At 49.0% G+C, this 21,095-nt stretch carries 15 protein-coding genes; 9 read left to right on the top strand and 6 right to left on the bottom strand.

Annotated elements, in window-relative coordinates; all coding sequences use genetic code 11:
• The first annotated feature begins 97 nt into the window (after nt 1–97).
• From infC to HWI92_RS02745, 7 genes are all read left to right on the top strand, one after another.
• On the top strand, nt 98–646 hold the full coding sequence (infC, locus tag HWI92_RS02775; protein ID WP_204660678.1) for a translation initiation factor IF-3: 549 nt from the start codon (nt 98–100) through the stop codon (nt 644–646).
• Between the two features lie 135 nt (nt 647–781).
• Nucleotides 782–976 carry a 50S ribosomal protein L35 gene (gene rpmI / locus HWI92_RS02770; protein WP_090376615.1) on the top strand — a complete coding sequence of 65 codons (195 nt, stop codon included), beginning with the start codon at nt 782–784 and terminating at the stop codon, nt 974–976.
• Between the two features lie 103 nt (nt 977–1,079).
• Nucleotides 1,080–1,424 (top strand): 50S ribosomal protein L20, encoded by a 345-nt coding sequence (gene rplT / locus HWI92_RS02765; protein ID WP_204660677.1) that lies wholly within the window; start codon nt 1,080–1,082, stop codon nt 1,422–1,424.
• Nucleotides 1,425–1,582: 158 nt separating this feature from the next.
• Nucleotides 1,583–4,135, top strand: a complete 2,553-nt coding sequence (locus HWI92_RS02760) for a phosphocholine-specific phospholipase C (RefSeq protein WP_204660676.1) — start codon at nt 1,583–1,585, stop codon at nt 4,133–4,135.
• A 157-nt stretch (nt 4,136–4,292) separates the two neighbouring features.
• Entirely contained in the window at nt 4,293–6,206 is a 1,914-nt protein-coding gene (gene dnaK / locus HWI92_RS02755) for a molecular chaperone DnaK (RefSeq protein WP_204660675.1), read from the top strand.
• Nucleotides 6,207–6,350: 144 nt separating this feature from the next.
• Complete coding sequence (locus tag HWI92_RS02750) at nt 6,351–6,566, top strand: hypothetical protein (protein WP_229248751.1); 216 nt, start codon at nt 6,351–6,353, stop codon at nt 6,564–6,566.
• Entirely contained in the window at nt 6,563–7,387 is an 825-nt protein-coding gene (locus tag HWI92_RS02745) for an SDR family oxidoreductase (protein WP_204660674.1), read from the top strand. The genes HWI92_RS02750 and HWI92_RS02745 overlap by 4 nt, the downstream gene beginning before the upstream one ends.
• A 72-nt stretch (nt 7,388–7,459) precedes the next feature.
• Here the strand turns inward: HWI92_RS02745 and HWI92_RS02740 are convergent, their stop codons facing one another.
• Nucleotides 7,460–9,919 (bottom strand): prolyl oligopeptidase family serine peptidase, encoded by a 2,460-nt coding sequence (locus tag HWI92_RS02740; RefSeq protein WP_204660673.1) that lies wholly within the window; start codon nt 9,917–9,919, stop codon nt 7,460–7,462.
• 111 nt (nt 9,920–10,030) lie between these two features.
• Here HWI92_RS02740 and HWI92_RS02735 point away from each other — a divergent pair, with 111 nt between their 5' ends.
• Nucleotides 10,031–10,402, top strand: coding sequence for a VanZ family protein (locus HWI92_RS02735; protein ID WP_229248749.1), 372 nt, complete (start codon nt 10,031–10,033; stop codon nt 10,400–10,402).
• Here HWI92_RS02735 and pgi read toward each other — a convergent pair.
• From pgi to HWI92_RS02720, 3 genes are all read right to left on the bottom strand, one after another.
• On the bottom strand, nt 10,381–12,030 hold the full coding sequence (gene pgi / locus HWI92_RS02730) for a glucose-6-phosphate isomerase (RefSeq protein ID WP_204660672.1): 1,650 nt from the start codon (nt 12,028–12,030) through the stop codon (nt 10,381–10,383). The genes HWI92_RS02735 and pgi overlap by 22 nt on opposite strands.
• 106 nt (nt 12,031–12,136) lie before the next feature.
• Nucleotides 12,137–12,976, bottom strand: coding sequence for a sugar phosphate isomerase/epimerase family protein (locus HWI92_RS02725; protein ID WP_204660671.1), 840 nt, complete (start codon nt 12,974–12,976; stop codon nt 12,137–12,139).
• A 60-nt stretch (nt 12,977–13,036) separates the two neighbouring features.
• Nucleotides 13,037–14,239 (bottom strand): heparan-alpha-glucosaminide N-acetyltransferase domain-containing protein, encoded by a 1,203-nt coding sequence (locus HWI92_RS02720; protein ID WP_204660670.1) that lies wholly within the window; start codon nt 14,237–14,239, stop codon nt 13,037–13,039.
• Nucleotides 14,240–14,593: 354 nt separating this feature from the next.
• Here HWI92_RS02720 and HWI92_RS02715 point away from each other — a divergent pair, with 354 nt between their 5' ends.
• Nucleotides 14,594–18,814 carry a M4 family metallopeptidase gene (locus HWI92_RS02715; RefSeq protein WP_204660669.1) on the top strand — a complete coding sequence of 1,407 codons (4,221 nt, stop codon included), beginning with the start codon at nt 14,594–14,596 and terminating at the stop codon, nt 18,812–18,814.
• 67 nt (nt 18,815–18,881) lie between these two features.
• On the opposite strand, the gene HWI92_RS02710 is transcribed toward HWI92_RS02715, so the two are convergent.
• Both HWI92_RS02710 and HWI92_RS02705 read right to left on the bottom strand, forming a co-directional pair.
• Nucleotides 18,882–19,415 (bottom strand): hypothetical protein, encoded by a 534-nt coding sequence (locus tag HWI92_RS02710; protein WP_204660668.1) that lies wholly within the window; start codon nt 19,413–19,415, stop codon nt 18,882–18,884.
• A 216-nt stretch (nt 19,416–19,631) separates the two neighbouring features.
• Entirely contained in the window at nt 19,632–21,011 is a 1,380-nt protein-coding gene (locus HWI92_RS02705) for a T9SS type A sorting domain-containing protein (RefSeq protein ID WP_229248747.1), read from the bottom strand.
• Between the last annotated feature and the right edge of the window lie 84 nt (nt 21,012–21,095).

Here is a 21,095-nt window from a genome sequence, read left to right as displayed (position 1 = left end):
AGAAATTGTTAATATTCGGCAGCAAGGCACTATTTTTGTGACCCTACTGTTGACTGGTTTATTTCCACCAAACAAAAACAACACCAAACAATACTATATGGCATTAAGACCCCCTAGTGGACGGTTAAGAGTTCCGGAAGAACCTTATAAAATAAACGAAAGAATTACAGCGAAAGAAGTACGTCTGGTTGGAGAGAACATTGAGCCGGGTATAATGGATATCAATGCAGCCCGAGCCATCGCAAAGGCACAAGGACTTGACCTGGTTGAAATTGCGCCTACTGCAGTTCCCCCTGTTTGTAAAGTAACGGATTACTCCAAATTCAAGTACGAGCAAAAGAAAAAGCAGAAGGAGATCAAGGCGAAGGCTCAGAAAGTGGTTATCAAGGAAATTCGTTTCGGTCCTAATACCGATGATCACGATTTCGAGTTCAAGCTGAAACATGCGACGAACTTTTTGAAAGAAGGATCCAAAGTAAAGGCTTACGTGCACTTTGTAGGTCGTACTATTGTGTTTAAAGAAAGAGGGCTCAACCTGCTCAACAAGTTTTCGGAGTCATTGACCGAATTTGGCAAGCTGGAAATGGAGCCTAAGCTGGAAGGAAAAAGGATGACGATCATTCTTACGCCTAACATCAAGAAATAGCAAAACTGCCTGGCAACAGGTTGATTATACAGCATCGTGTTTTGGGGTAAAACCCGGGACACGATTTTATTTTATCAACATTTTGGCTAATTTTGCGGGCTGTTTTATATTTTATCAATTATCGTTTTTTGAATCATGCCTAAAATGAAAACCAACTCTGGCGCCAAAAAGCGTTTTGCGCTGACCGGCACCGGGAAAATCAAAAGAAAGCACGCTTTTCACAGCCACATTCTTACCAAAAAATCAAACAAACGCAAGCGTGGTTTGGTGAAAACCGGTTTGATCGATGTATCCAATGAGAAGCAGGTACTGGCAATGCTCCGGAAGTAATTCCTTTTTCGAGCCGGTAGAAAACACCATCTGGTTTTTTGTTCAACCCGATAAAAGGCATTTAAGTCTCAGCAGAGCGCCGATTATCAAAAACAGTTAAATTATGCCACGTTCAGTAAATCACGTCGCCTCACGGGCGAGACGTAAAAAAGTAATGAAACTTGCGAAAGGCTATTTTGGCCGTCGCAAAAATGTGTGGACCGTAGCCAAGAATGCCGTAGAACGCGGTTTGGCATACGCTTACACAGGTCGTAAGCAGAAAAAGCGTAATTTCCGTGCATTGTGGATCCAGCGTATCAACGCAGGTGCCCGCGTCCACGGCATCTCCTACTCTGCATTGATCGGCAAATTGAATGACAAAGGCATTGAGCTGAACCGTAAAGTACTCGCAGACCTTGCGATGAACCATCCGGAAGCTTTCAAAGCGATCGTTGATCAGGTAAAATAAAACAGCATCCCGCCCTTACCGGCGGGATTTTTTTTGCCTCTATTTCTACTCCAATCCCGTTATTCACGATAAATTAACGCTTCTTAGTCACCAAACCGTGGTACATTAGTGAAATGAACAGGTAATTACATCAGTAGTCAACCCATTTCCTTTCATTCATGGAATCAAGAAGAGAATTTATCCGGAAAGCCTCCATGCTCACCGGCGCGGCAGGACTTTTCAGTACTTTGCCTGCCTCCATCCAGAAAGCACTCGCGATAGATCCACAAAAAGGCAGTACCTATCTGGACGCAGAGCATGTCGTGATCCTCATGCAGGAGAACCGCTCCTTCGACCATTGCTATGGCGCACTACGGGGTGTCCGCGGTTTCAACGATCCCCGCGCTATTTCACTGCCCAATAAAAATAAGGTTTGGTTGCAGACAAATGCATTTGGCGAAACATATGCACCCTTCCGGCTGAACATGAAAGAATCCAGGGCGACCTGGATGGGATCACTGCCGCATTCATGGACCAATCAGGTAGATGCCCGCAACAATGGAAAGTACGACCAGTGGCTGATCGCCAAGCAGCCGGGGCATAAGGAATATGCCAGAATGCCGCTCACTCAAGGTTTTTACAACCGTGAGGATATACCCTTTTACTATGCGATGGCAGATGCATTTACGGTCTGCGACCAGAACTTCTGCTCATCGCTGACCGGTACTACGCCGAACCGGCTGTATCTCTGGACCGGCACCCTCCGCGAAACGCCCGATCCTGAAAAGAGCTACGCCAACGTGCGGAATGAAAATGTCACGGACGATGCCGAAGCTTCGTGGAAGACTTTTCCCGAGCGGCTGGAAGAAAATGATATTTCTTGGCGCATTTACCAGAACGAACTCAGCATTAATACCGGGTTGACGGGCGAGCAGGATTCCTGGCTGGCAAACTTTACCGACAACCCCATTGAATGGTTCAGCCAGTACCAGATCCGCTTTCATACTGGTTACCAGCATTATCTGAAAAAGCGGGTACAGGAAATCCCGGCGGAGATCGAAGCGCTTGAGAAAAAATTACCCACACTTTCTACTGACAGCAAAGAAGCCGTCGACACTCAGAAGCTGATCAAAAACAAGCAGCTGTCACTCCGGCAATCCCAGGAAGAGCTGGTAAAATGGAGCCCTGAAAACTTTGCAAAGCTCTCGCAGAAACAGAAGAACATTCACGAGAAAGCCTATACAACCAATAAAAAAGATCCCGATTACCGCAAGGTAGCCACCATAAAGTACATGGACGGCGACATTGAGCACGAGGCCAAAGCACCTCAGGGTGACATCCTGCACCAGTTCCGCGCGGATGTAAAGGGTGGAAAGCTGCCGACAGTTTCCTGGCTGGTCGCACCCGAAAACTTCTCCGACCACCCTACCTCGCCCTGGTATGGTGCCTGGTATGTATCCGAAGTTCTCGATATCCTGACGGACGATCCGGAAGTATGGAAGAAGACCATTTTTATCCTTTGCTATGATGAAAATGACGGCTACTTCGACCATGTTCCGCCATTTGTAGTCCCTGATCCCTATGATGCGGACAGTGGTGCAGTTTCCTCCGGTATTGACTGTAAAACGGAATTTGTGACGCTCAAACAGGACATGCAGAAGAAACCCGAAAAAGAGAGCCGTCACAGTCCGATCGGATTGGGATTCCGGGTGCCGCTGATCGTGGCTTCACCCTGGAACCGGGGCGGGAATGTATGCTCGGAGGTATTTGACCATACTTCCATTTTGCAGTTTCTTGAAAAATTTGTGAGCCACAAATCAGGTAAAGAGGTAAAAGAGACGAATATCAGTACGTGGAGGCGGACCATCTGCGGCGACCTTACTTCCACATTTACACCCTACGACGGACAAAAGATTGACCTGCCCACATTCCTGGACCGGGATGAGTTTATGGAGGGGATTTACAATGCACAGTTCCGGAAATTGCCGAATGCCTTTAAAGCACTCACAGCGGAGGAAATCAGCGAAATCAACAAGAACCCGCTGCTGGCACCACTGATGCCCAAGCAGGAGCGCGGTACACGGGTATCCTGCGCCATCCCGTACGAGCTGCATGCAAACGGCAGTTACAATCCTGACAAAAATGCATTTCAGATCAGTCTGAAAGCAGGAAATGACATATTCCGCGACAAGGCTGCCGGTGCTCCCTTTGCCATTTATGCGCCTGGAAAATACAAGGGAGAAATAGTGAAAGTATGGAATTACGCTGTAAAACCGGGTGATACCCTGCAATGGGCCTGGAACCTGAGTGACTTTGAGGAGGATCGTTACCACCTGCGCGTTTATGGTCCTAATGGTTTTTTCAGGGAATTTGCGGGCGACAAAACCAACACATTTGTGGAGGCTGTACCTGTTCTTGAACTTGATAAAAGCAAGAAGCCTACGGGCAATATCCAGCTCGAACTAACCAATCGGCATCCATCGATGGATTACAGAATTACCGTGCGGGATAATACTTACGGAGCTGAAAATCAGACGGCAACTTTACCTAAAAAGACTACGGGCAAACCCAATACAAAAAAACTGGTACTCAATCTGGGCAAAAGCTTCAACTGGTACGACTTCTCTGTGGAAGTTGAAAGTGAGCCCAACCTCATCCTGCGCTTTGCGGGTCATGTTGAAACGGGTGCTGCAAGCCAGAGTGACCCGCTGATGGGCCAGATGATCAGCTGATATCCCTGACCAGGCCGGGGCTACCTCCCGGCCTGACACTTTGTCATTCCCATTCGTTTTAGTTTTGCTGGTACGGGGTTTTTAACAAACAAGCGTAATGATCGCCAGAGCGGTCGGCAAAACTGAATCATATATTACTTAACTTCAATATAGAACAATGGGAAAAATTATTGGCATAGACTTAGGAACAACGAACTCCTGCGTGGCTGTCATGGAGGGTAACGAGCCGGTTGTGATTGCAAACAGCGAAGGCGCGCGCACCACTCCTTCCGTGGTTGCATTCATGGACAATGGTGAACGCAAAATCGGAGCACCGGCCAAACGTCAGGCGATCACTAATCCCAAGCATACTATCAGCTCCATAAAAAGATTTATGGGCAAAAAGTACGATGATACGACCGGCGAAATGAAAACTGTTGCGTACAGCGTTGAAAAAGGACCGAACAACACGCCGCGTATACCCATAGGCGACAGACTATATACACCTCAGGAAGTTTCCGCTTTCATTCTTCAGAAAATGCGTCAGACGGCTGAGGACTACCTGGGCCAGGAAGTGACCGAAGCGGTTATTACTGTACCTGCATACTTCAACGATGCGGAGCGTCAGGCTACTAAAGAAGCCGGTCAGATTGCCGGTCTGGATGTAAAACGTATTATCAATGAGCCTACTGCTGCTGCCCTGGCCTATGGTCTTGACAAACAGCACAAGGATATGAAAATTGCCGTTTTTGACCTTGGCGGCGGTACTTTTGACGTATCGATCCTGGAACTGGGCGACGGTGTATTTGAAGTAAAATCCACAGATGGTGATACCCACCTGGGTGGTGACGACTTTGACCAGGTGATTATCAACTGGCTGGCAGACGAGTTCCAGAAAGATGAGGCGGTAGACCTGCGGAAAGATCCGATGGCGCTGCAACGTCTGAAAGAAGCTGCTGAAAAAGCGAAGGTAGAACTTTCAAGCTCTACACAAACCGAGATCAACCTGCCTTACATTTTCCCGGTAGACGGCATTCCGAAACACCTTGTCCGGACGCTGACCCGTGCGAAATTCGAGCAGCTGGCCGATACATTGTTCCAGAGAATGATGGAGCCATGCAAAAGGGCAATGAAAAATGCGAGCTACACCAACAATGATATCGATGAGGTCATTCTGGTAGGTGGCTCAACCCGTATCCCAAGGGTACAGGAAGAAGTAGAGAAGTTTTTTGGTAAAAAACCTTCTAAAAACGTAAACCCCGACGAAGCAGTGGCCGTAGGTGCTGCCATTCAGGGCGGAGTTTTGACGGGTGAAGTAAAAGACGTACTGCTGCTTGACGTTATTCCTTTGTCACTGGGTATTGAAACGCTGGGCGGTGTGTTCACCAAATTGATTGAAGCGAACACGACCATTCCATCCAAAAAGACTGAAACGTTCTCGACAGCTGCTGACAACCAGCCTTCGGTTGAGATCCACGTACTGCAAGGTGAAAGGCCGATGGCCACTCAGAACCGTACGCTGGGACGTTTCCACTTGTCGGATATTCCACCGGCACAACGTGGCATACCTCAGATCGAAGTGACTTTTGACGTGGATGCAAATGGTATCCTGCATGTATCTGCCAAAGATAAAGGTACCGGCAAAGAGCAAAAGATCCGTATCGAAGCTTCAAGCGGCCTGACCGATGCAGAAATCAACAGGATGCGCGAAGAAGCCAAAGCGAACGAAGCTGCGGATAAAGCCGAGCGTGAAAGGATTGAGAAAGTCAATGCAGCAGACAGCCTGATTTTCTCTACTGAAAAGCAGCTGAAAGAATACGGAGATAAGCTTTCCGCCGGAAACAAATCTGCCATTGAAGCAGCACTTGCCGAGTTGAAAACCGCACATCAGGGACAGGATCTGTCCGGAATTGATACAGCGATGGAAAAACTCAATGCAGCATGGCAGGCATCCGCTCAGGAAATGTATGCACAGGGTGGCGAAGGACAGCCGGGCGCTGGTCAGGGTGCGCAGACCGACCCTGGTGCAGGTGCTGGCAACAGCGGGGCTACCGACGATGTAACGGACGTTAACTTCGAGGAAGTCAAATAATTAAAACGAAATTAGAAAATCCCCGTCCTTGAAAAGATGGGGATTTTTTTTGCCCCAAATACCACTTCTGGCATCAATTTTTAAAGTATGGGCTAAATCATCACAAGCTGGAAAGCCTTTTTGCACCTAATCATTTTTCAAGAAATGGATACTACTATTGCGTTATCAGAATTGATGTACCTATCCCCGACGACCCGGGAAAAAGCGGTCACCATTGCTCAGGAACTTCTTCGGGCCGACAATATTTCCCCTCGCGAAGCAGTGTCCAAAGCGATCCTGATCGCCAAGAACTGGGCAGTGACAAAAGTCAACAGAAGGGTTTGGAAAAAGTTGAAAGCTAATGATGGGGAAGCGATATGACATTACAGAATCCATTGTTTCAAGATAAGGTAATTATTGTTACCGGTGCCAGCTCAGGCATTGGCCGTGCGTGTGCCATTCACCTGGCACACCAGGGTGCAAAAGTTGTTGTCAACTACGCATCAGATGAAGAAGGAGGCCAGAGTGCGCTCGACGAAATCCTGTCCAATGGCGGAGCCGGTATCCTGATCAAAGCCGATGTGAGCAAGGAGCATGATGTGAATGCAATGTTTGAAGAGACGATCCAGACTTACGGACGCCTGGATGTACTGGTAAGCAATGCCGGTTTGCAAAAGGACGCACCCTTTCTGGAAATGTCTCTGGAACAGTGGCAGAAAGTCATCGACGTTAACCTTACAGGGCAATTCCTGTGCTGTCGCGCCGCAGCAAGGCAGTTTGTTCAGCAGGTTGAAAATGGCAGTACCAATGCACACAGTGAGCTTTCTGTGGGTAAAATCATTCTGATGAGCTCTGTGCATGACATCATTCCCTGGGCCGGCCACGTGAACTATGCAGCTTCCAAAGGCGGCATTATGATGTTTATGAAGTCCATTTCCCAGGAGCTTGCACCTTATAAGATAAGGGTGAATTCGGTCAGTCCGGGTGCGATCAAAACGCCGATCAACCAGGAAGTGTGGTCTGATCCCGATAAATACAAAAGCCTGATGAACCTGATTCCCTATAAAAGGATCGGTACACCTCAGGATGTAGCAAAGGCAGTAGCATGGCTGGCGTCGGATGATTCGGACTATGTAAATGGAGAAACCCTTTACATTGATGGCGGGATGACGCTTTATCCTGAATTTGCTGATAATGGTTAAGCAGCAATATTTTTTAAATAAAAAAGGTGGCATGAACGTTACGGTTCATGCCACCTTTTTTCGTATCCTATATTAGTTATTGACAAATTCCCCTTTTTCCACTGACCAGTCATTTCCGAAAAAACCGGCCATTTTCACCTCTTTAATGCCTGACTTCAGCATCTCTGCTGAAAATACCATCAGGTCAGGAAAACCGCTTCCGCCGCTGAAATACTGATTGGCATTTGCAGCCTGAAACCCTTTTTTACCCGTACCCGTAATAACCGATACAGATGCTGTTTCACTGCCGGCGCGTGGATAAACAAAATAGGCGGCCAGATTATCACCAGTAAGTGTTTTGCCTCCAATAACCATTTTGTTGTTCGTAACCGAGATCGGGCAGTTTTTCAACAATTTACCCCACGCTGAATTGGTCGATTCATTTCCATACAGGATCACTCCGCGGTCTTTGAAGTTTTCGGGGTTGAAATCCTTGTCTGCCACAAGGTCTATGCTTCCGTTGCCACGGTAGTACCAGGTTTCAGCATCGTATCTGGCTTTCTCCAATGCCCACCGGGACTCTTCCTGGCCTCCGCCCGTACCATATACAAATACCATCCTGTTTTTGAACGCATCCTTGAAGGTACCATTCCGCAACGGGTTTTTCTGACCTGCGGGAGCTGCCGCGCCCCACGACCATTGCTGGTCTTTTTTCAGGTAAACAGTTTCATTGGCTGACTTCACTTTGTATTCCATCGCAGCAAGACTATCCAGCGTTATTTTTACCGTAGTACCGGTCGCAAATGCATTCAGATTAAGAGAAAGCAGCGCAACGTTCTCAGTTTTACCGGAAATCGTATTTGCTTTTTTATCCAACGAAAGTTGTATACGGCTGTAATTCAATGCGCTTTGCTGCTGATGAATGCCCGCCCACCGCATGGTGGAGGAAATCCCGGGATTGGCCGTCTTGAAGTCTATCGCAGCTACGGCTGTATCCTGCGGGATGGTGTGCCAGCTGAAAAAGTTGAAAATCGGTGGCCAGTCTACGCTGATATCACCATACCAGTGCTCACCACCTATGTGCTCATAGTAGCTGAAATCGCGATGAAATTTGCTCAGAATGTCCCGCATCTGGCGCGCGTAGTTGACAGATACCGTTTTGTCAGCATCACCATGCGCAATGTACACACCCAGACTTTTGTAATTGGAAGTCAGTGCCAGAACGTTACTTGGATTGCTGGCCCGCAGCATGATCGATTCCACAGGTGAGCCCGCACTGTCGGGGATCATTCCGTCATGCGATCCATAGGATGCAAGTGTAGGGTACCCTGCGGAAGGCGCGATGGCCGCCCACTTTTCGGGATAAGTAGCGCCCAGGAACCAGGTACCATGCCCACCCATAGAGTGGCCGGTCAGGTAAATACGCTCAGGATCGGGCTGGTATTCCCTTTTCGCAATGCCCAGTACTTCCAGCGCATCCATTCTGCCCCAGTCCTCCCAGTTGAATCCCCGCGGACGGCGGTTGGTAGGCGCTACTACAACACCCCAGTCTTTCGGCTTATAAGCCCTTGCCTGACTGATCGCCTGTACCTCTGCCCCATGCACCGAGAAAAATAATGCCGGTTTGACCTTGGGATCGGGCTTGATCCAGGGGGATACTGCATAATACTGTACACTGCCGTCGAGGTCGCTGATGAATGTGCGGCGGTATTGTTTGCCTGTTTCAGTAGCTTCAATGCTGACTGTTGCCTCATCCACGCTCTTTCCGCCCATGATCAGCCGGACCGAAGCATCATTTTTCCCGGCCTGTGTAATGTGCGCACCCGTCAGCAGGGCACCTACTTTTCTGCTGGCCATCGCAGGAATTACAGGCACTGCCACCGTGGTCTCTTTCCCGGCAATCGTCGTTTTCAGTTGTAATCCTGAAATGGGTTTCGCAGTTGTATTGATAACCACCAACCCTACCCAGAGCGAATCATTCCGCAAGCCCGGAACAACGTCCGGCACGGTCAGGTCCTCTGTATGGAGCATCACCGGCTTTTCAGGGAAAGTCAGATTTGCCGTAATGCCACCGTACCGGCCGAATCTGGCAACACGTGCATAAATTTCATTCGTACCTTTTTTCAGAGTCACAGGCAGGTGCATCCATCCATACCGGTACATGTCGCCGCCGCGGGGTACCCCGTTTACATACGCCATATCATGGCCGGTCAGGGTCAGCAGGACAGTTTGTGCTTTGGGAGAATCATAGGTCAGGTAAACGTAGCCATTTGAAAATGCATCTCCTCTGAACCGGTGGGTGGAGTCGGCCTTTACTTTTTTCCATTGAATGTCCTCGCCTTTTGCCCCTTTTACGAGTGTAGTACCCTCTTTGGGTTTGGCGAGTGTGCCCTGATAAAGCTGGTAAGCAAGCTGGTCGGTATAGAGTGCCTCCCGCCCGTATTGGTGACAGGGACCTACACCCAGGCCATCCTCAAAATGATAAACTTTCTGGGAGAAAGCAGAATAAAGTACGTGGGTTAGCAGAATAAGAGTGAAAAAAATTCTTTTCATTGCGAATTATGACGAATGTTTATCCGCTAAACTTAGTAAAAAATCTTAAAAAAGGCGGGACAATTATTTAGGAATCTAACTATTATCTTGCACGTTCTTACTTCTGATATTTTGAAAAAGCTACTCCGATTTTTTGACAGGAACCCGTGGCCGGGCATTTTCTGGACAGCATTGATACTGGTAGCCTGCACGTGGCCGGGAAAAGACATTCCCGCAGCACCGGTCGTGGGATTTGACAAGGTGGTACATGCAGGTCTGTTTACCGCATGGATCATCCTCTGGACGCTCGCCTATCCCGGTATGGGCAGGAAGCTGGTCCTGATTGGAATGGCGTATGGACTCGGGCTTGAATTTTACCAGCAGCTTCTGCCCTTTGACCGCACCTTTGACTGGTGGGACGCCGTGGCAGATGCTGCTGGTGTATTGCTGGGATTTGGAATTGTTTCAGTAATCCTGAAAACTTACCGCCAGCGTTTGTATTGATTGATCAGACCGTTGGTAGAGCTGTCGTGGTTGGACACCGGCCAGTCATTTTGCAGTTCAGGGTAAATCTTGTTGGCAAGCTGCTTGCCAAGCTCCACACCCCATTGATCAAAGCTGAAAATGTTCCAGATAATGCCTTGTACAAAGATTTTGTGCTCGTACATGGCGATGAGGCTGCCCAATACTTTCGGAGTGATTTTCCTGACCAGGATCGAGTTCGTGGGACGGTTACCTGAAAACGTTTTGAAGGGGGTGAGGAAATCGGTTTCTTCTTTGCTCTTGCCGGAACCTTCCAGTTCAGCCCGCACCTCTTCTTCCGTCTTTCCGTTCATCAATGCCTCGGTTTGTGCAAAGAAGTTGGAAAGCAGCATTTTGTGATGGTCACCCAGCGGGTTCAGACTGACTGCCGGAGCAATGAAGTCACAAGGAATCAGCTTTGTACCCTGGTGAATGAGCTGGTAAAATGCATGCTGACCGTTGGTTCCCGGTTCTCCCCAGATGATCGGGCCCGTTTGATGCGCCACTGGCTTGCCATCACGACCCGTACTTTTTCCATTGCTTTCCATATCTCCCTGCTGGAAGTAGGCTGCAAAACGGTGCAGGTACTGGTCATAGGGCAAAATAGCCTGGGTTTGAGCACCAAAAAAGTTGTTGTACCAAATGCCCAGCAAACCCAAAAGCACCGGAATATTGCGGTCGAGCTTGGTAGTTCTGAAATGCTTGTCCATTTCATGTGCACCGGTAAGCAGCTGCTCAAAATTCTGGAAGCCCACAAAGCAGGCGATAGACAGCCCGATCGCCGACCATAAGGAGTACCTTCCTCCTACCCAGTCCCAGAACCCAAACATATTTTCGGGATCAATCCCGAACTTCTCCACTTCCTTCCGGTTTGTGGAAATCGCTACAAAATGCTTTTTCACGTGCGCTTCGTCAGCAGCCTTTTCCAGGAACCAGTCACGTGCGCTATGCGCATTGGCCATGGTCTCCTGGGTCGTAAAGGTTTTGGACGCGATCATGAACAACGTAGTTTCCGGATTGAGCGTTTTCACCGTTTCGGCAATGTGCGTACCGTCCACGTTGGATACAAAATGAACGTTGAGCCCCGGCTTGCCGTAAGCTTTAAGTGCCTCTGTCACCATCACAGGTCCCAGGTCACTGCCGCCGATTCCGATATTTACGATATCGGTGATTTCTTTGCTGGTATAACCTTTCCACGCTCCCGAGCGCACGCGGCCTGAAAAGTCTTTCATCTTGGCGAGTACCTCGTTCACTTCGGGCATCACATCCTTACCATCGGAGAGGATGGGCTCATTGGAGCGGTTGCGCAGGGCAACATGCAGCACGGAGCGGCCCTCGGTGGCATTGATCTTATCGCCCGTAAACATCTTCTCAATCGCTTCGGACAAACCCGCTTCCTGCGCCAGCTGGATCAGGTACGAGCGCGTGCGTGAATTGATACGGTTTTTGGAATAATCGAGCAGAATGTCGCCAAAGCGGATCGAAAACTTTTTATGGCGGTCGGGATCCTCGGCAAAAAGCTCCCTCAGGTGTTTCTGGGCAATGGTCTTGTGGTGCGTTTTCAGCTTTTTATAAGCCGGCAACTGTTCAAATGGAACTGTCTGAAGCATTGCGTTTAGCTTTATGTTTAAAATAATAACAACCCCGGCCACGATGGCGGATATGGGTTATGCTGCAAAATTAGGACTTATAAGCACTTTCACGCACTTTCCGGCCCTACCCTGCGTCGCAAACACCCTTGAAATACCCCACAGACTCTGCAATCCCTGCCAGCGGGTCCTTCATATCCTTCTCATATTCAAGACTGCATGAGCCGCTGTACTTCACTTTCCGCAGCATTGCCACAAATGCAGGAATATCAATCACGCCGCGCCCAAGCTCGCAGGTAGTGCCCTCTTTCTCGGCCGCAGTTACGTTTTTCAGGTGTATATCAAAAATACGTTTGGCATATTTACCCAGGTCAGCCACAGAATCCTGCTTGTCGCGCTTGTTGTGGCCCATATCAAAACAGAGTCCTACACGCGGATCCAGGTTTTTGATGTGATTGTAAACGACCGTGGCATTGGGATAAAGCTTGTCTTCGGGACCATGGTTGTGAATAGCGTACCGGATGTTGGTTTCCTTTACCTTCTGATCCACGTAGGTGAGGTCTTCATGATTAGGTATGCCCACGATCAGGTCCACGCCTACCCTTTTTGCATAATCAAATGCATTGTCAATGTCTTTCCGGGATTTGGTATAAATAGGTCCTACTGCGTAGCCTGTCACTCCTGCCTGCTTCAATTTTTCATGGAAAGCGGCAATCTGCTCCGCCGAGCTGTCGTACGGCAGGTGGAAATCCTTGATGCACAGATAATGAACATCTGTTTTCTTCATCATGTCCAGCGCCTCGTCCAGTTTGAAATGCACGAAGCTGTACCCGGCAATGGCAAGCTTGAAAGTATCCGGCTTTCTGGCTTCGGGAGCGGCAGCCCGGGCCGTATTTTGTTGAACCATCATATTTCCGGCGAGTATTCCTGCAAGACTCTTTTTGACAAATGCTCTTCTGTTGTTCATTTTTTTATTGGTTAAAATACCCTTTGTAAAAAGACGAAGGGAAACGATTTTACCACCCAACTATATTTTCAGCTGCACTCCGATCCTGTTGAGTAAACCTGTTACCGTAATCACCGCGAGCGAAAAGACGGCCGACTTTATCAGTCCCACCACGCCTGTCCGCAGGAACTCCGGCAAGCTGATACCCAGCAAAGTAACCACGGCATACCATACATACGGCACCAGGTAACAGGTGAGTGTAGCTACGCCTGCCGGCCGGAAAATGGCCGCCCAGTCTTTCTTTTTTTGTAAATCTACCAGCCAGAAAAAAAAGGCAAATGCGACAAAGCTGATTCCACTGCATATGCCTACCCAGGCCGGCGTGGCCCGGATCTTCGAAATGCCCCAGAAAGGCCGGGTACCAAAGCCATATAGAAAGCAAAGGATCCCCAGTACGCATAGAATCAGCAGAAATGAACGGCTGATACCATCTTTTACATACTTCCTGTAAATCACGGATGCCACTACGCCGCCCATTGTCATGGCGGGCATGGAGCCGCTGCCGACAATCCATACATGCTCCCGGATACCATCCAGAAAACTGAGCAGCTCGGCAAAACTTGCCAGATTGAAAAGCACAAAAAACAGCCAGCCTGCCACATTCAGCAGGATACTTTCGCCGGCCACCAGGTGCACCATTGCGCAAAGCAGGTACGACCAACCGATCAGTCCGAGGATCCCGTACCAGTGCGTCCCCATCCAGGAGAGCGACGCTGCATCGCCACCCTTATAAATGGCTGCCAGCCCGATGAGCAGCACCACACCCCCTATTTTAAGCCCCGTGTACAATGCTTTACGCTCCGGGTTTTGCGGGTAAACGTTCCAGATCAGCAGAAAGGCTATCACCATCAGTATCTCCCATACATACTTGCTGATCACCATAGCATCCCCATTGATGTTTTCAAAATTGACAAGAAAAATTCCCATCAGCAGGAGCGCAAAGCTACGCTCGGCGATATGCAGTGTAATGGTACGGGGCGTATCCCCTTTGCGGCGGCGGTTGGAAATGGCGAATGGAATGGAAAGACCGACAATGAAAAGAAAGGCCGGGAATACAGCGTCGGACAAGCCCATGGCATCGTCCGCTGCTTTGGTATGCTCCATCCACTGCGGTACACCTTCCAGCGTCCAGAAATCATTCACAAAAATCATCAGGAACATTGTGAGCGCGCGAAAAACGTCGATCGAGTCCAGGCGGAAGGACGCCGGCTTGGCAGGTTGCATGGGGGTTCAGGCTGTGAAAAGGTTTGGATGGTCAATGTAAGCAAAAATCCGTCAGGAAGTTCGCTACCCGCGATTTACAACATGTAACCCTATACCCTGCTGTGACAACCTGCCGGAAGTCGGGGAGGAAGAGGCTTGTTCACCACCAGCATTTCAGGGAAGCACAGCAGCAAACTTTTTGTGACTGCGCTGGCACAAATTTTATTGCCGTTAAATCCGGTTATTTCTAACCATATAGCAAACGTATATGAGTACGTCATAAACTACATCTACATTGAGCCTGATACAATTGGCTTAGGTTACAGCATAATTTTTCTATCTTGTCAGCAGGTCAACTTAACTAACCAACATAGTATGAAACATTCTTTACTTATTGCCTGTATGTACCTCGCAGGCGTAGGTTCTTCAATGGCTCAGGATGCAATTAAAGGAGAAATCGAGAATTTCAGCAGCCAAACCGGCTCATCAGCCACCGTCGACAAAGCTACCAGTGCATTAAGCATACTCCGGTTTCCGGCTGGCCGGGCATTCCCAGTAAGCGGAACGGACGTTCAGCAGAAATCCATTAACTTCCTGAACCAGAATACACGCCTTTACGGCCTCCGGGCTGGTCAGGACGGACACCGCTTCAAGGAACAGCGGCGTGACGTATATGGATTCGAGAATGTGACACTTCAGCAAACCTACAAGGGTGTTCCGGTGTTTGACGGACTGCTGCGGTTTCACTACAATACCGCCCTGAACCTGACTTCGGTAAATGGCAACTTTATTCCCGAGATCAAGGTAAATCCGGTTCCTACCCTGGCTCAGCACGAGGCAGAGTCACTGGCCATCAAGTCGCTGGGCACCGAAAAGCCGTCGCGGCCCAAATACCCGCTGAAAGCTTACCGGACCGCGTTGTATATTTTCCAGAAGGGACTGGCACAGGGCTATAATGGTTCCAGGCACCTGGCTTACGAAGTGGAAGTGCGCGATGGTTTCAGCGTACGTGAGTTTGTTTATATCGATGCGCATACGGGCGATGTGATCGAAAAGTTCACAGGCACCCACTCCATCAACAGGAAGCTGTACGAAGAAACAGTAAGCAGCGAAACGCTCGTGTGGCAGGAAGGCAATGCACTTCCGGGAGCCCTCACCATCTGGCAGGAGTCGGAAGTGCGGTCAGCAGGGTTTATTTACAATCTGATGAAAAATACCTTTGGCCGGATCTCCTATGACGGGCAGGATGCCATGATGGTCACGATCAACAACAACCCCGATATTGAGTGCCCGAATGCAAACTGGAACGGAGTCACGGCAAACTACTGCGATGGCCTGGCGACCGACGACGTGGTGGCTCACGAATGGGCGCATGCATACACCGAGTACACCAGCGGGCTCATCTACGGCTGGCAGCCCGGTGCCCTAAATGAAGCTTATTCCGATATATGGGGAGAGACCGTAGATCAGCTCAACGAGTTTTTTGATGAAGGTGAAAGCAACAGCGCACGTACGGCATGCGGCAGCTCGGCACGCTGGCAGGTGGGAGAAAAAGCGACTGCATTCAATGGTGCCCTCCGCGACATGTGGAATCCAAATTGCTTCGGCAGTCCGGGCAAGGTTTCGGATCCTTTGTACTGGTGTGCAGACGATGACGAAGGCGGTGTACACATCAACAGTGGCATCCTCAACCATGCCTATGCATTGCTGGTTGACGGCGGAACGTTCAACGGTCAGACCATCCGGGGCATCGGACTGACCAAAGCAGCACACATATTCTGGCTGGCGCAGTCGCAGTACATGACAGCAACCACCGACTTTGCGGCGCAGGCCGACATACTGGAAGCTGCCGCTACCTCGCTGGTCGGCATCAACCTCCGCTCTTTAACCACGAAGACGGGTGCCGCTGGTAACTCAGGCTCGATCATTACTTCTTCCGACGTGGTACAGCTCAGCAGGGTAATGCTTGCTACAGAAATGCGCTCGGAAGTAAGCTGCGGGTTCAGACCTTTGCTGAAACCGGTTGCATCGCTCTGCGAAGGTGCTAATGAAAACCTGGCCATCTTCTTTGAAGATTTTGAGGATGGACTTGGTAAGTTTACCGTTTCCAATCAAAGTTCGTCTACCAGCTGGACTGCCAGAAACTGGACTGTCGCCAATGCTACCGACGGACGTACCGGAAAGGTGGCTTACGGTGCCGACTTCCCGGGAGGCGATTGCCAGGAATCTTTCCAGAACGGTGTGATCCGGCTTCAAAGCCCGGTGATCAACATTCCGGCCACTACGGCAGGTACGCTTCGCATGGCATTTGACCACTACATAGCAATTGAGGAGTTCTGGGATGGAGGTAACATCAAGTATTCCATCAATGGTGCAAGTTACAAGCTGCTGCCCAAAGGTGCATTTACCGCAAATGGCTATAACAACGTGATCAGTGGTGTAGCCACGGGAAATGATAATCCGCTGGCAGGCCAGGCAGCCTTCTCGGGACAGGATGAGGGAAGTGTAAAAGGAAGCTGGGGACAAAGTCAGATTGACCTGAGCGCCATAGGGCTTAATCCGGGCGACAATATCCAGTTCCGCTTTGAACTTGGCACCGACGGCTGCGGCGGACAGCTTGGCTGGTATGTGGATGACATACGGGTTTACTCCTGCTCGGTCACACCGGCTGTTCATTTTGCAACTGACAGGGTTTACATTGACGAAGGCCAGGCCACTACACCCGGTGCCGCGTGTGTGAGCTATGTTGACAAAACCATCGCCGTGCAGATAGACAAGGCGCCGAGCAAGCCGGTGACAATTACATTCAAGACACCGACAGGTACAGCAAAGCAGGGCCAAAACGGTGATTATACCATTTCGCCTGCGTCGATCACACTGGAAAATGGTGCATTGAGCAAGAATGTGACCGTCAGGGTTTACAATGATGCTTACGTCGAAGGACCTGAAACGATTAATCTCTCCTACTCGATCAATGCGAACGGGGGTGACGCGTATGCTGCGGACTCCATGCAAACCTGCCTGGTCACGATCACCGACGATGACCTGGAACCGGGTAACTACACCGAAGAGCTGCTTTCTGCCGATTTCAACAATGGACGGTCGGGCTGGTCTATTATCAATGGGGGCAACTCGCAGCATACCTGGACAGTCTCCAGTTTCAGTGATGCGGGTTTGGATCCGTCGGGTCCGGGTTTCCTTTTTGTGAACTCAAATACAACCATACAGGCGTCCATTCAGATGGATGAGATCATTGAATCGCCTGCCGTGAATACGGCCGGGAAGAAAAACATGGTGATCACGTTTGATCAGGCCTGGCTGCCCTATGATGGTGGTTTCAATGAGCAGGGTACTGTTGATGTATGGGATGGATCCGTATGGCGGACCGTCTTCAAGCAGGATCAGAAAACACCGAATGCAGGCGATTTGCTGAACTTTCAGGCAGCTTCCGAATCGATCGCGATTCCTGATGAATATGCCAATGTGAACATGAAGGTGCGGTTCAGGTTTGTGTCAAGATGGGATTACTGGTGGGCTATTGACAACATCAGGCTCACTGCCACTAACTCCAACAGCATCCAGACGGCGGTGAATACAACGACGGCAGCTGTCGAATATCTTGGTCCAAATGAAACAGCTGTATTTTACGATCCCCAAACCGGTGATCTGATGGCTAAAATCAAGAACCTGACCTCACACAATTACGGATGTACCGCGGTGGCAGTAGACCGGGCCGGTAAGGATGCAACATCATGGGTCGGCTCTTATCATATTACCAGAAAAACATTCAAAGTAACTCCTACGACCAATAATCCGAATGGCAGGTACGAGATAACGCTGTATTACAAAGGAGCGGAACTTCCGACGTTCAAAGGCAGCAATATCAACTCAATGGGTAAAACCGAAGGGAACATCAGTGCAGGAAGCTCGCAGAAAACGGCTTATGCTTCCGTCAGGACCCGGACTGCATTTGAAACGGATTATGCATTTACGGCAACATTCGATACCGGGTTTTCAGGTTTCGGTTTGTCGGACTCACCTCCTGCCGGCCCGCTGCCTGTTACGTTGATCGCCTTCACGGGCAAGCATACGCCGGAAGGGAACCTGCTCACCTGGTCGACAACCTCGGAAACCAACAATGATTATTTTGCGGTGGAGAGAACGTTGAATGGACGCGACTTTACAGAAATCGGACGGGTTGCAGGTATCGGCAATGCTACGGCCAGAAAAGATTACCGGTTTACAGATGCTCCTTACGCGGATGGCACCAGCTACTACCGCCTCAAACAGGTGGATACGGACGGACAGTTTGCATACAGTCAGCTGGTGGCAATCGATCCTGAGCTGGCGGGTGAGCTGCGGTTTTTCCCTAACCCGGTACAGTCCCTGCTCACGCTGGAAGTACCCGAAGCATCGGTTACGCAGGCCGACATCCAGGTGCTGAATACAGCCGGCCAGGAAGTTGTGGTACGAAAAAAGGCAAAGGCTGTCAATGGAAAATTCAGTGTAGACCTGAGCAAGCTGCCTTCCGGCAACTACCAGATCAAGGTTACGGGGGACAAACATTCATACAGTCGCACTGTTTTCAAATATTAAAAACTATAAGACAATAAAAATGGTCAGCTTCCGGGCTGACCATTTTTGTTTGTACTGCTTTAAAAATCTAATAGATCTTGCCGGAAACACCTTTGAGCCAATCGGCGATCTGCAATGCAGCCTCATCCCTGCTGTCGATCAATTCGTCCCCGGATTGTCTGAGAAGTACTGCGGTATATTGTGCTTTGGCCTGATCGTAGCGGTAAGCATAGTAGCGCGTAATACCCGCATCGGCTCCGGCGCGTACGGGCTTGGAGTAAGCCGTATCTGCAATTGCCCCGATCCGGGAAACCCATGTATTAAGATCACCCGATGCGATTGTTTCCGGTGCAAGTACCATTGCTGCAAGCTTTTCATCCAGCTCCCGGCTTGTGAGCGGCATACTTCCTTTCAGCCCGGAAGCCATCCCCGCATCATTGTATTTTCTGATGTGGCCGTCCTTATCAATCAGGAAGCCCTTGTACTGACTTCCCCAGGCACCATTGGCATGATTTACTTCAAAAAAAACCTCTTGTCCTGGGGCTTCGTCCAGCCCTTCATCGCAGCCTGTAACCGGCGCTGCCAGCAGCAGCAGCCCCAACCACCGGGATAGTGTTTTCATATATCAGTCAAGCTTTTTCACTAAAATAGCAAATACGTGCGACAATACATAGAAGTAGCTGCCACTCTGAATACTTGCATTACGATCAACTTGAACGGACCTAATATGCGTAGCAGAACATTGCTCCCAGTTATTAAACTGCTGAGGTTGTGCTATATGCCATAATAGACATTCCTCATCACGTTACTATTATTGCAAGAATTTACCCTTGTTACTTCAGTTAGCAACAACTACTTTAATCTTTTCCTTCCCAACTGTAAGAATGTAGGTACCGTTTTGCAGTGTGCTCGTATTGATTCCATTGGTAGGGATTGTTACTGCTTCCCGTAAGAGATTACCTGCTTCATTGTGCAGACTGTAAGGTTGATTCAGGTCGGATGCATCGATAAAAAGCTCGCCCCTTACCGGATTTGGATATGCGATTGTTTTCATGCGGTCCAATTCAGCCCTGACAGCAATGGTCCGAGACATTGTAAATTTTCCATCAGAGTCGATCTGCTTCAAACGATAATAGGTAATTGCGGCCCTGTTTGTATCCGTAAATGAATATTCGTGTTTCATAGAGCTTGTTCCATTTCCTTTGATGTAGGCTATGGTTTCAAAACTTACCGCATCTGCACTACGCATCAACTCGAATCCTTCATTATTATATTCCTGCGACGTATTCCAAGTAATTAGATTCCCCTCAGATACGTGCTTTCCTGTAAAACTTTGAAGCGTTACAGGTAGTGGCCTGCACTCAGATGCAGCCGCAATTTCTTCGCGTGAAGAACAACCCGGCGCATTGCCGTAAATTGCAATGCTTCCTGATATCGCACGAAGGCAGACACTTCTTACGGCACAGAATGATAGCTTCGGCGAGTTAGTAAATGCCATGTAGTTCGGAGCATTAGCAAGATTTTCAAGACCCGAAAGTGTGGTTATACTTGCATTATTATCCATTTGCAGGTAATTACCCACAAAGGAAAGATTACTCAGTCCTGTCACACTTGTAAGAGACGGATTATTTGAAATATACAGATAATTGGGTATGTAAGAGATTCCGTTTAAGGCGTCTACGTTTTTAAGGCTGTTGTTCAATGCAATGGATACTTCTCCTCCAATCGAGCTGATCCCCTCCAATCCGGTAAGCGTTTCCAGCTTTGCGTTTGCACCAACAGATAGAAAAAATGAAACGCCTTTTACGTTTTTGAGGGCCGCAATGCTGGTAAGTGAATTATTTCCAACAACCCGCAACTGAACAGGCACATTTGACAAATTGTCGAGACCATCAAGTGTCACCAGTAATGGATTATCGATTATGTTGATATAACCATTGATAAAAGCAAGATTTGAAAGGCCCGACATATTATTGACAATTCCTGTACTAGCCAATGTAAAGTCGCCCAGAACACCTTGTAAAGACTTAAGACTGTCAAGATTTGTTACGTTTGTACCTGAAATAGTCAGGCTGCCATTGATAAGGCGGCAACCACGATAATTGCTCCGGAAATTGTTGATTTGTTCCTGACTTTGGAATGCTGGAGGTGAGCAAAGTTGTGCAAAAGATGAAATGCTGAGTAGAACAAAAATAACGGATAGGAAAGTTTTTCTCATGAAACACATTGATAGGTTAATTAAAAAACAGCAACAAGCGGCATTAAATTACCACCTATTTACTAATAGACAGTTGCCCTTGCC

The sequence above is a fragment of the Dyadobacter sandarakinus genome, from assembly GCF_016894445.1.
Lineage (GTDB): Bacteria > Bacteroidota > Bacteroidia > Cytophagales > Spirosomataceae > Dyadobacter > Dyadobacter sandarakinus.
Note: the sequence above shows the minus strand (reverse complement) of the source record. Positions and strands in the feature narration are given on the sequence as shown.

What these genes read in the sequence shown, in the direction of transcription:
- HWI92_RS02715 (WP_204660669.1), top strand. Translation starts at nt 14,594, where the DNA reads ATGAAACATTCTTTACTTATTGCCTGTATGTACCTCGCAGGCGTAGGT.
- HWI92_RS02710 (WP_204660668.1), bottom strand. Translation starts at nt 19,415, where the DNA reads ATGAAAACACTATCCCGGTGGTTGGGGCTGCTGCTGCTGGCAGCGCCG.
- rplT (WP_204660677.1), top strand. Translation starts at nt 1,080, where the DNA reads ATGCCACGTTCAGTAAATCACGTCGCCTCACGGGCGAGACGTAAAAAA.
- HWI92_RS02750 (WP_229248751.1), top strand. Translation starts at nt 6,351, where the DNA reads ATGGATACTACTATTGCGTTATCAGAATTGATGTACCTATCCCCGACG.
- HWI92_RS02745 (WP_204660674.1), top strand. Translation starts at nt 6,563, where the DNA reads ATGACATTACAGAATCCATTGTTTCAAGATAAGGTAATTATTGTTACC.
- dnaK (WP_204660675.1), top strand. Translation starts at nt 4,293, where the DNA reads ATGGGAAAAATTATTGGCATAGACTTAGGAACAACGAACTCCTGCGTG.
- HWI92_RS02760 (WP_204660676.1), top strand. Translation starts at nt 1,583, where the DNA reads ATGGAATCAAGAAGAGAATTTATCCGGAAAGCCTCCATGCTCACCGGC.
- HWI92_RS02705 (WP_229248747.1), bottom strand. Translation starts at nt 21,011, where the DNA reads ATGAGAAAAACTTTCCTATCCGTTATTTTTGTTCTACTCAGCATTTCA.
- infC (WP_204660678.1), top strand. Translation starts at nt 98, where the DNA reads ATGGCATTAAGACCCCCTAGTGGACGGTTAAGAGTTCCGGAAGAACCT.
- HWI92_RS02725 (WP_204660671.1), bottom strand. Translation starts at nt 12,976, where the DNA reads ATGAACAACAGAAGAGCATTTGTCAAAAAGAGTCTTGCAGGAATACTC.
- HWI92_RS02740 (WP_204660673.1), bottom strand. Translation starts at nt 9,919, where the DNA reads ATGAAAAGAATTTTTTTCACTCTTATTCTGCTAACCCACGTACTTTAT.
- pgi (WP_204660672.1), bottom strand. Translation starts at nt 12,030, where the DNA reads ATGCTTCAGACAGTTCCATTTGAACAGTTGCCGGCTTATAAAAAGCTG.
- HWI92_RS02720 (WP_204660670.1), bottom strand. Translation starts at nt 14,239, where the DNA reads ATGCAACCTGCCAAGCCGGCGTCCTTCCGCCTGGACTCGATCGACGTT.
- rpmI (WP_090376615.1), top strand. Translation starts at nt 782, where the DNA reads ATGCCTAAAATGAAAACCAACTCTGGCGCCAAAAAGCGTTTTGCGCTG.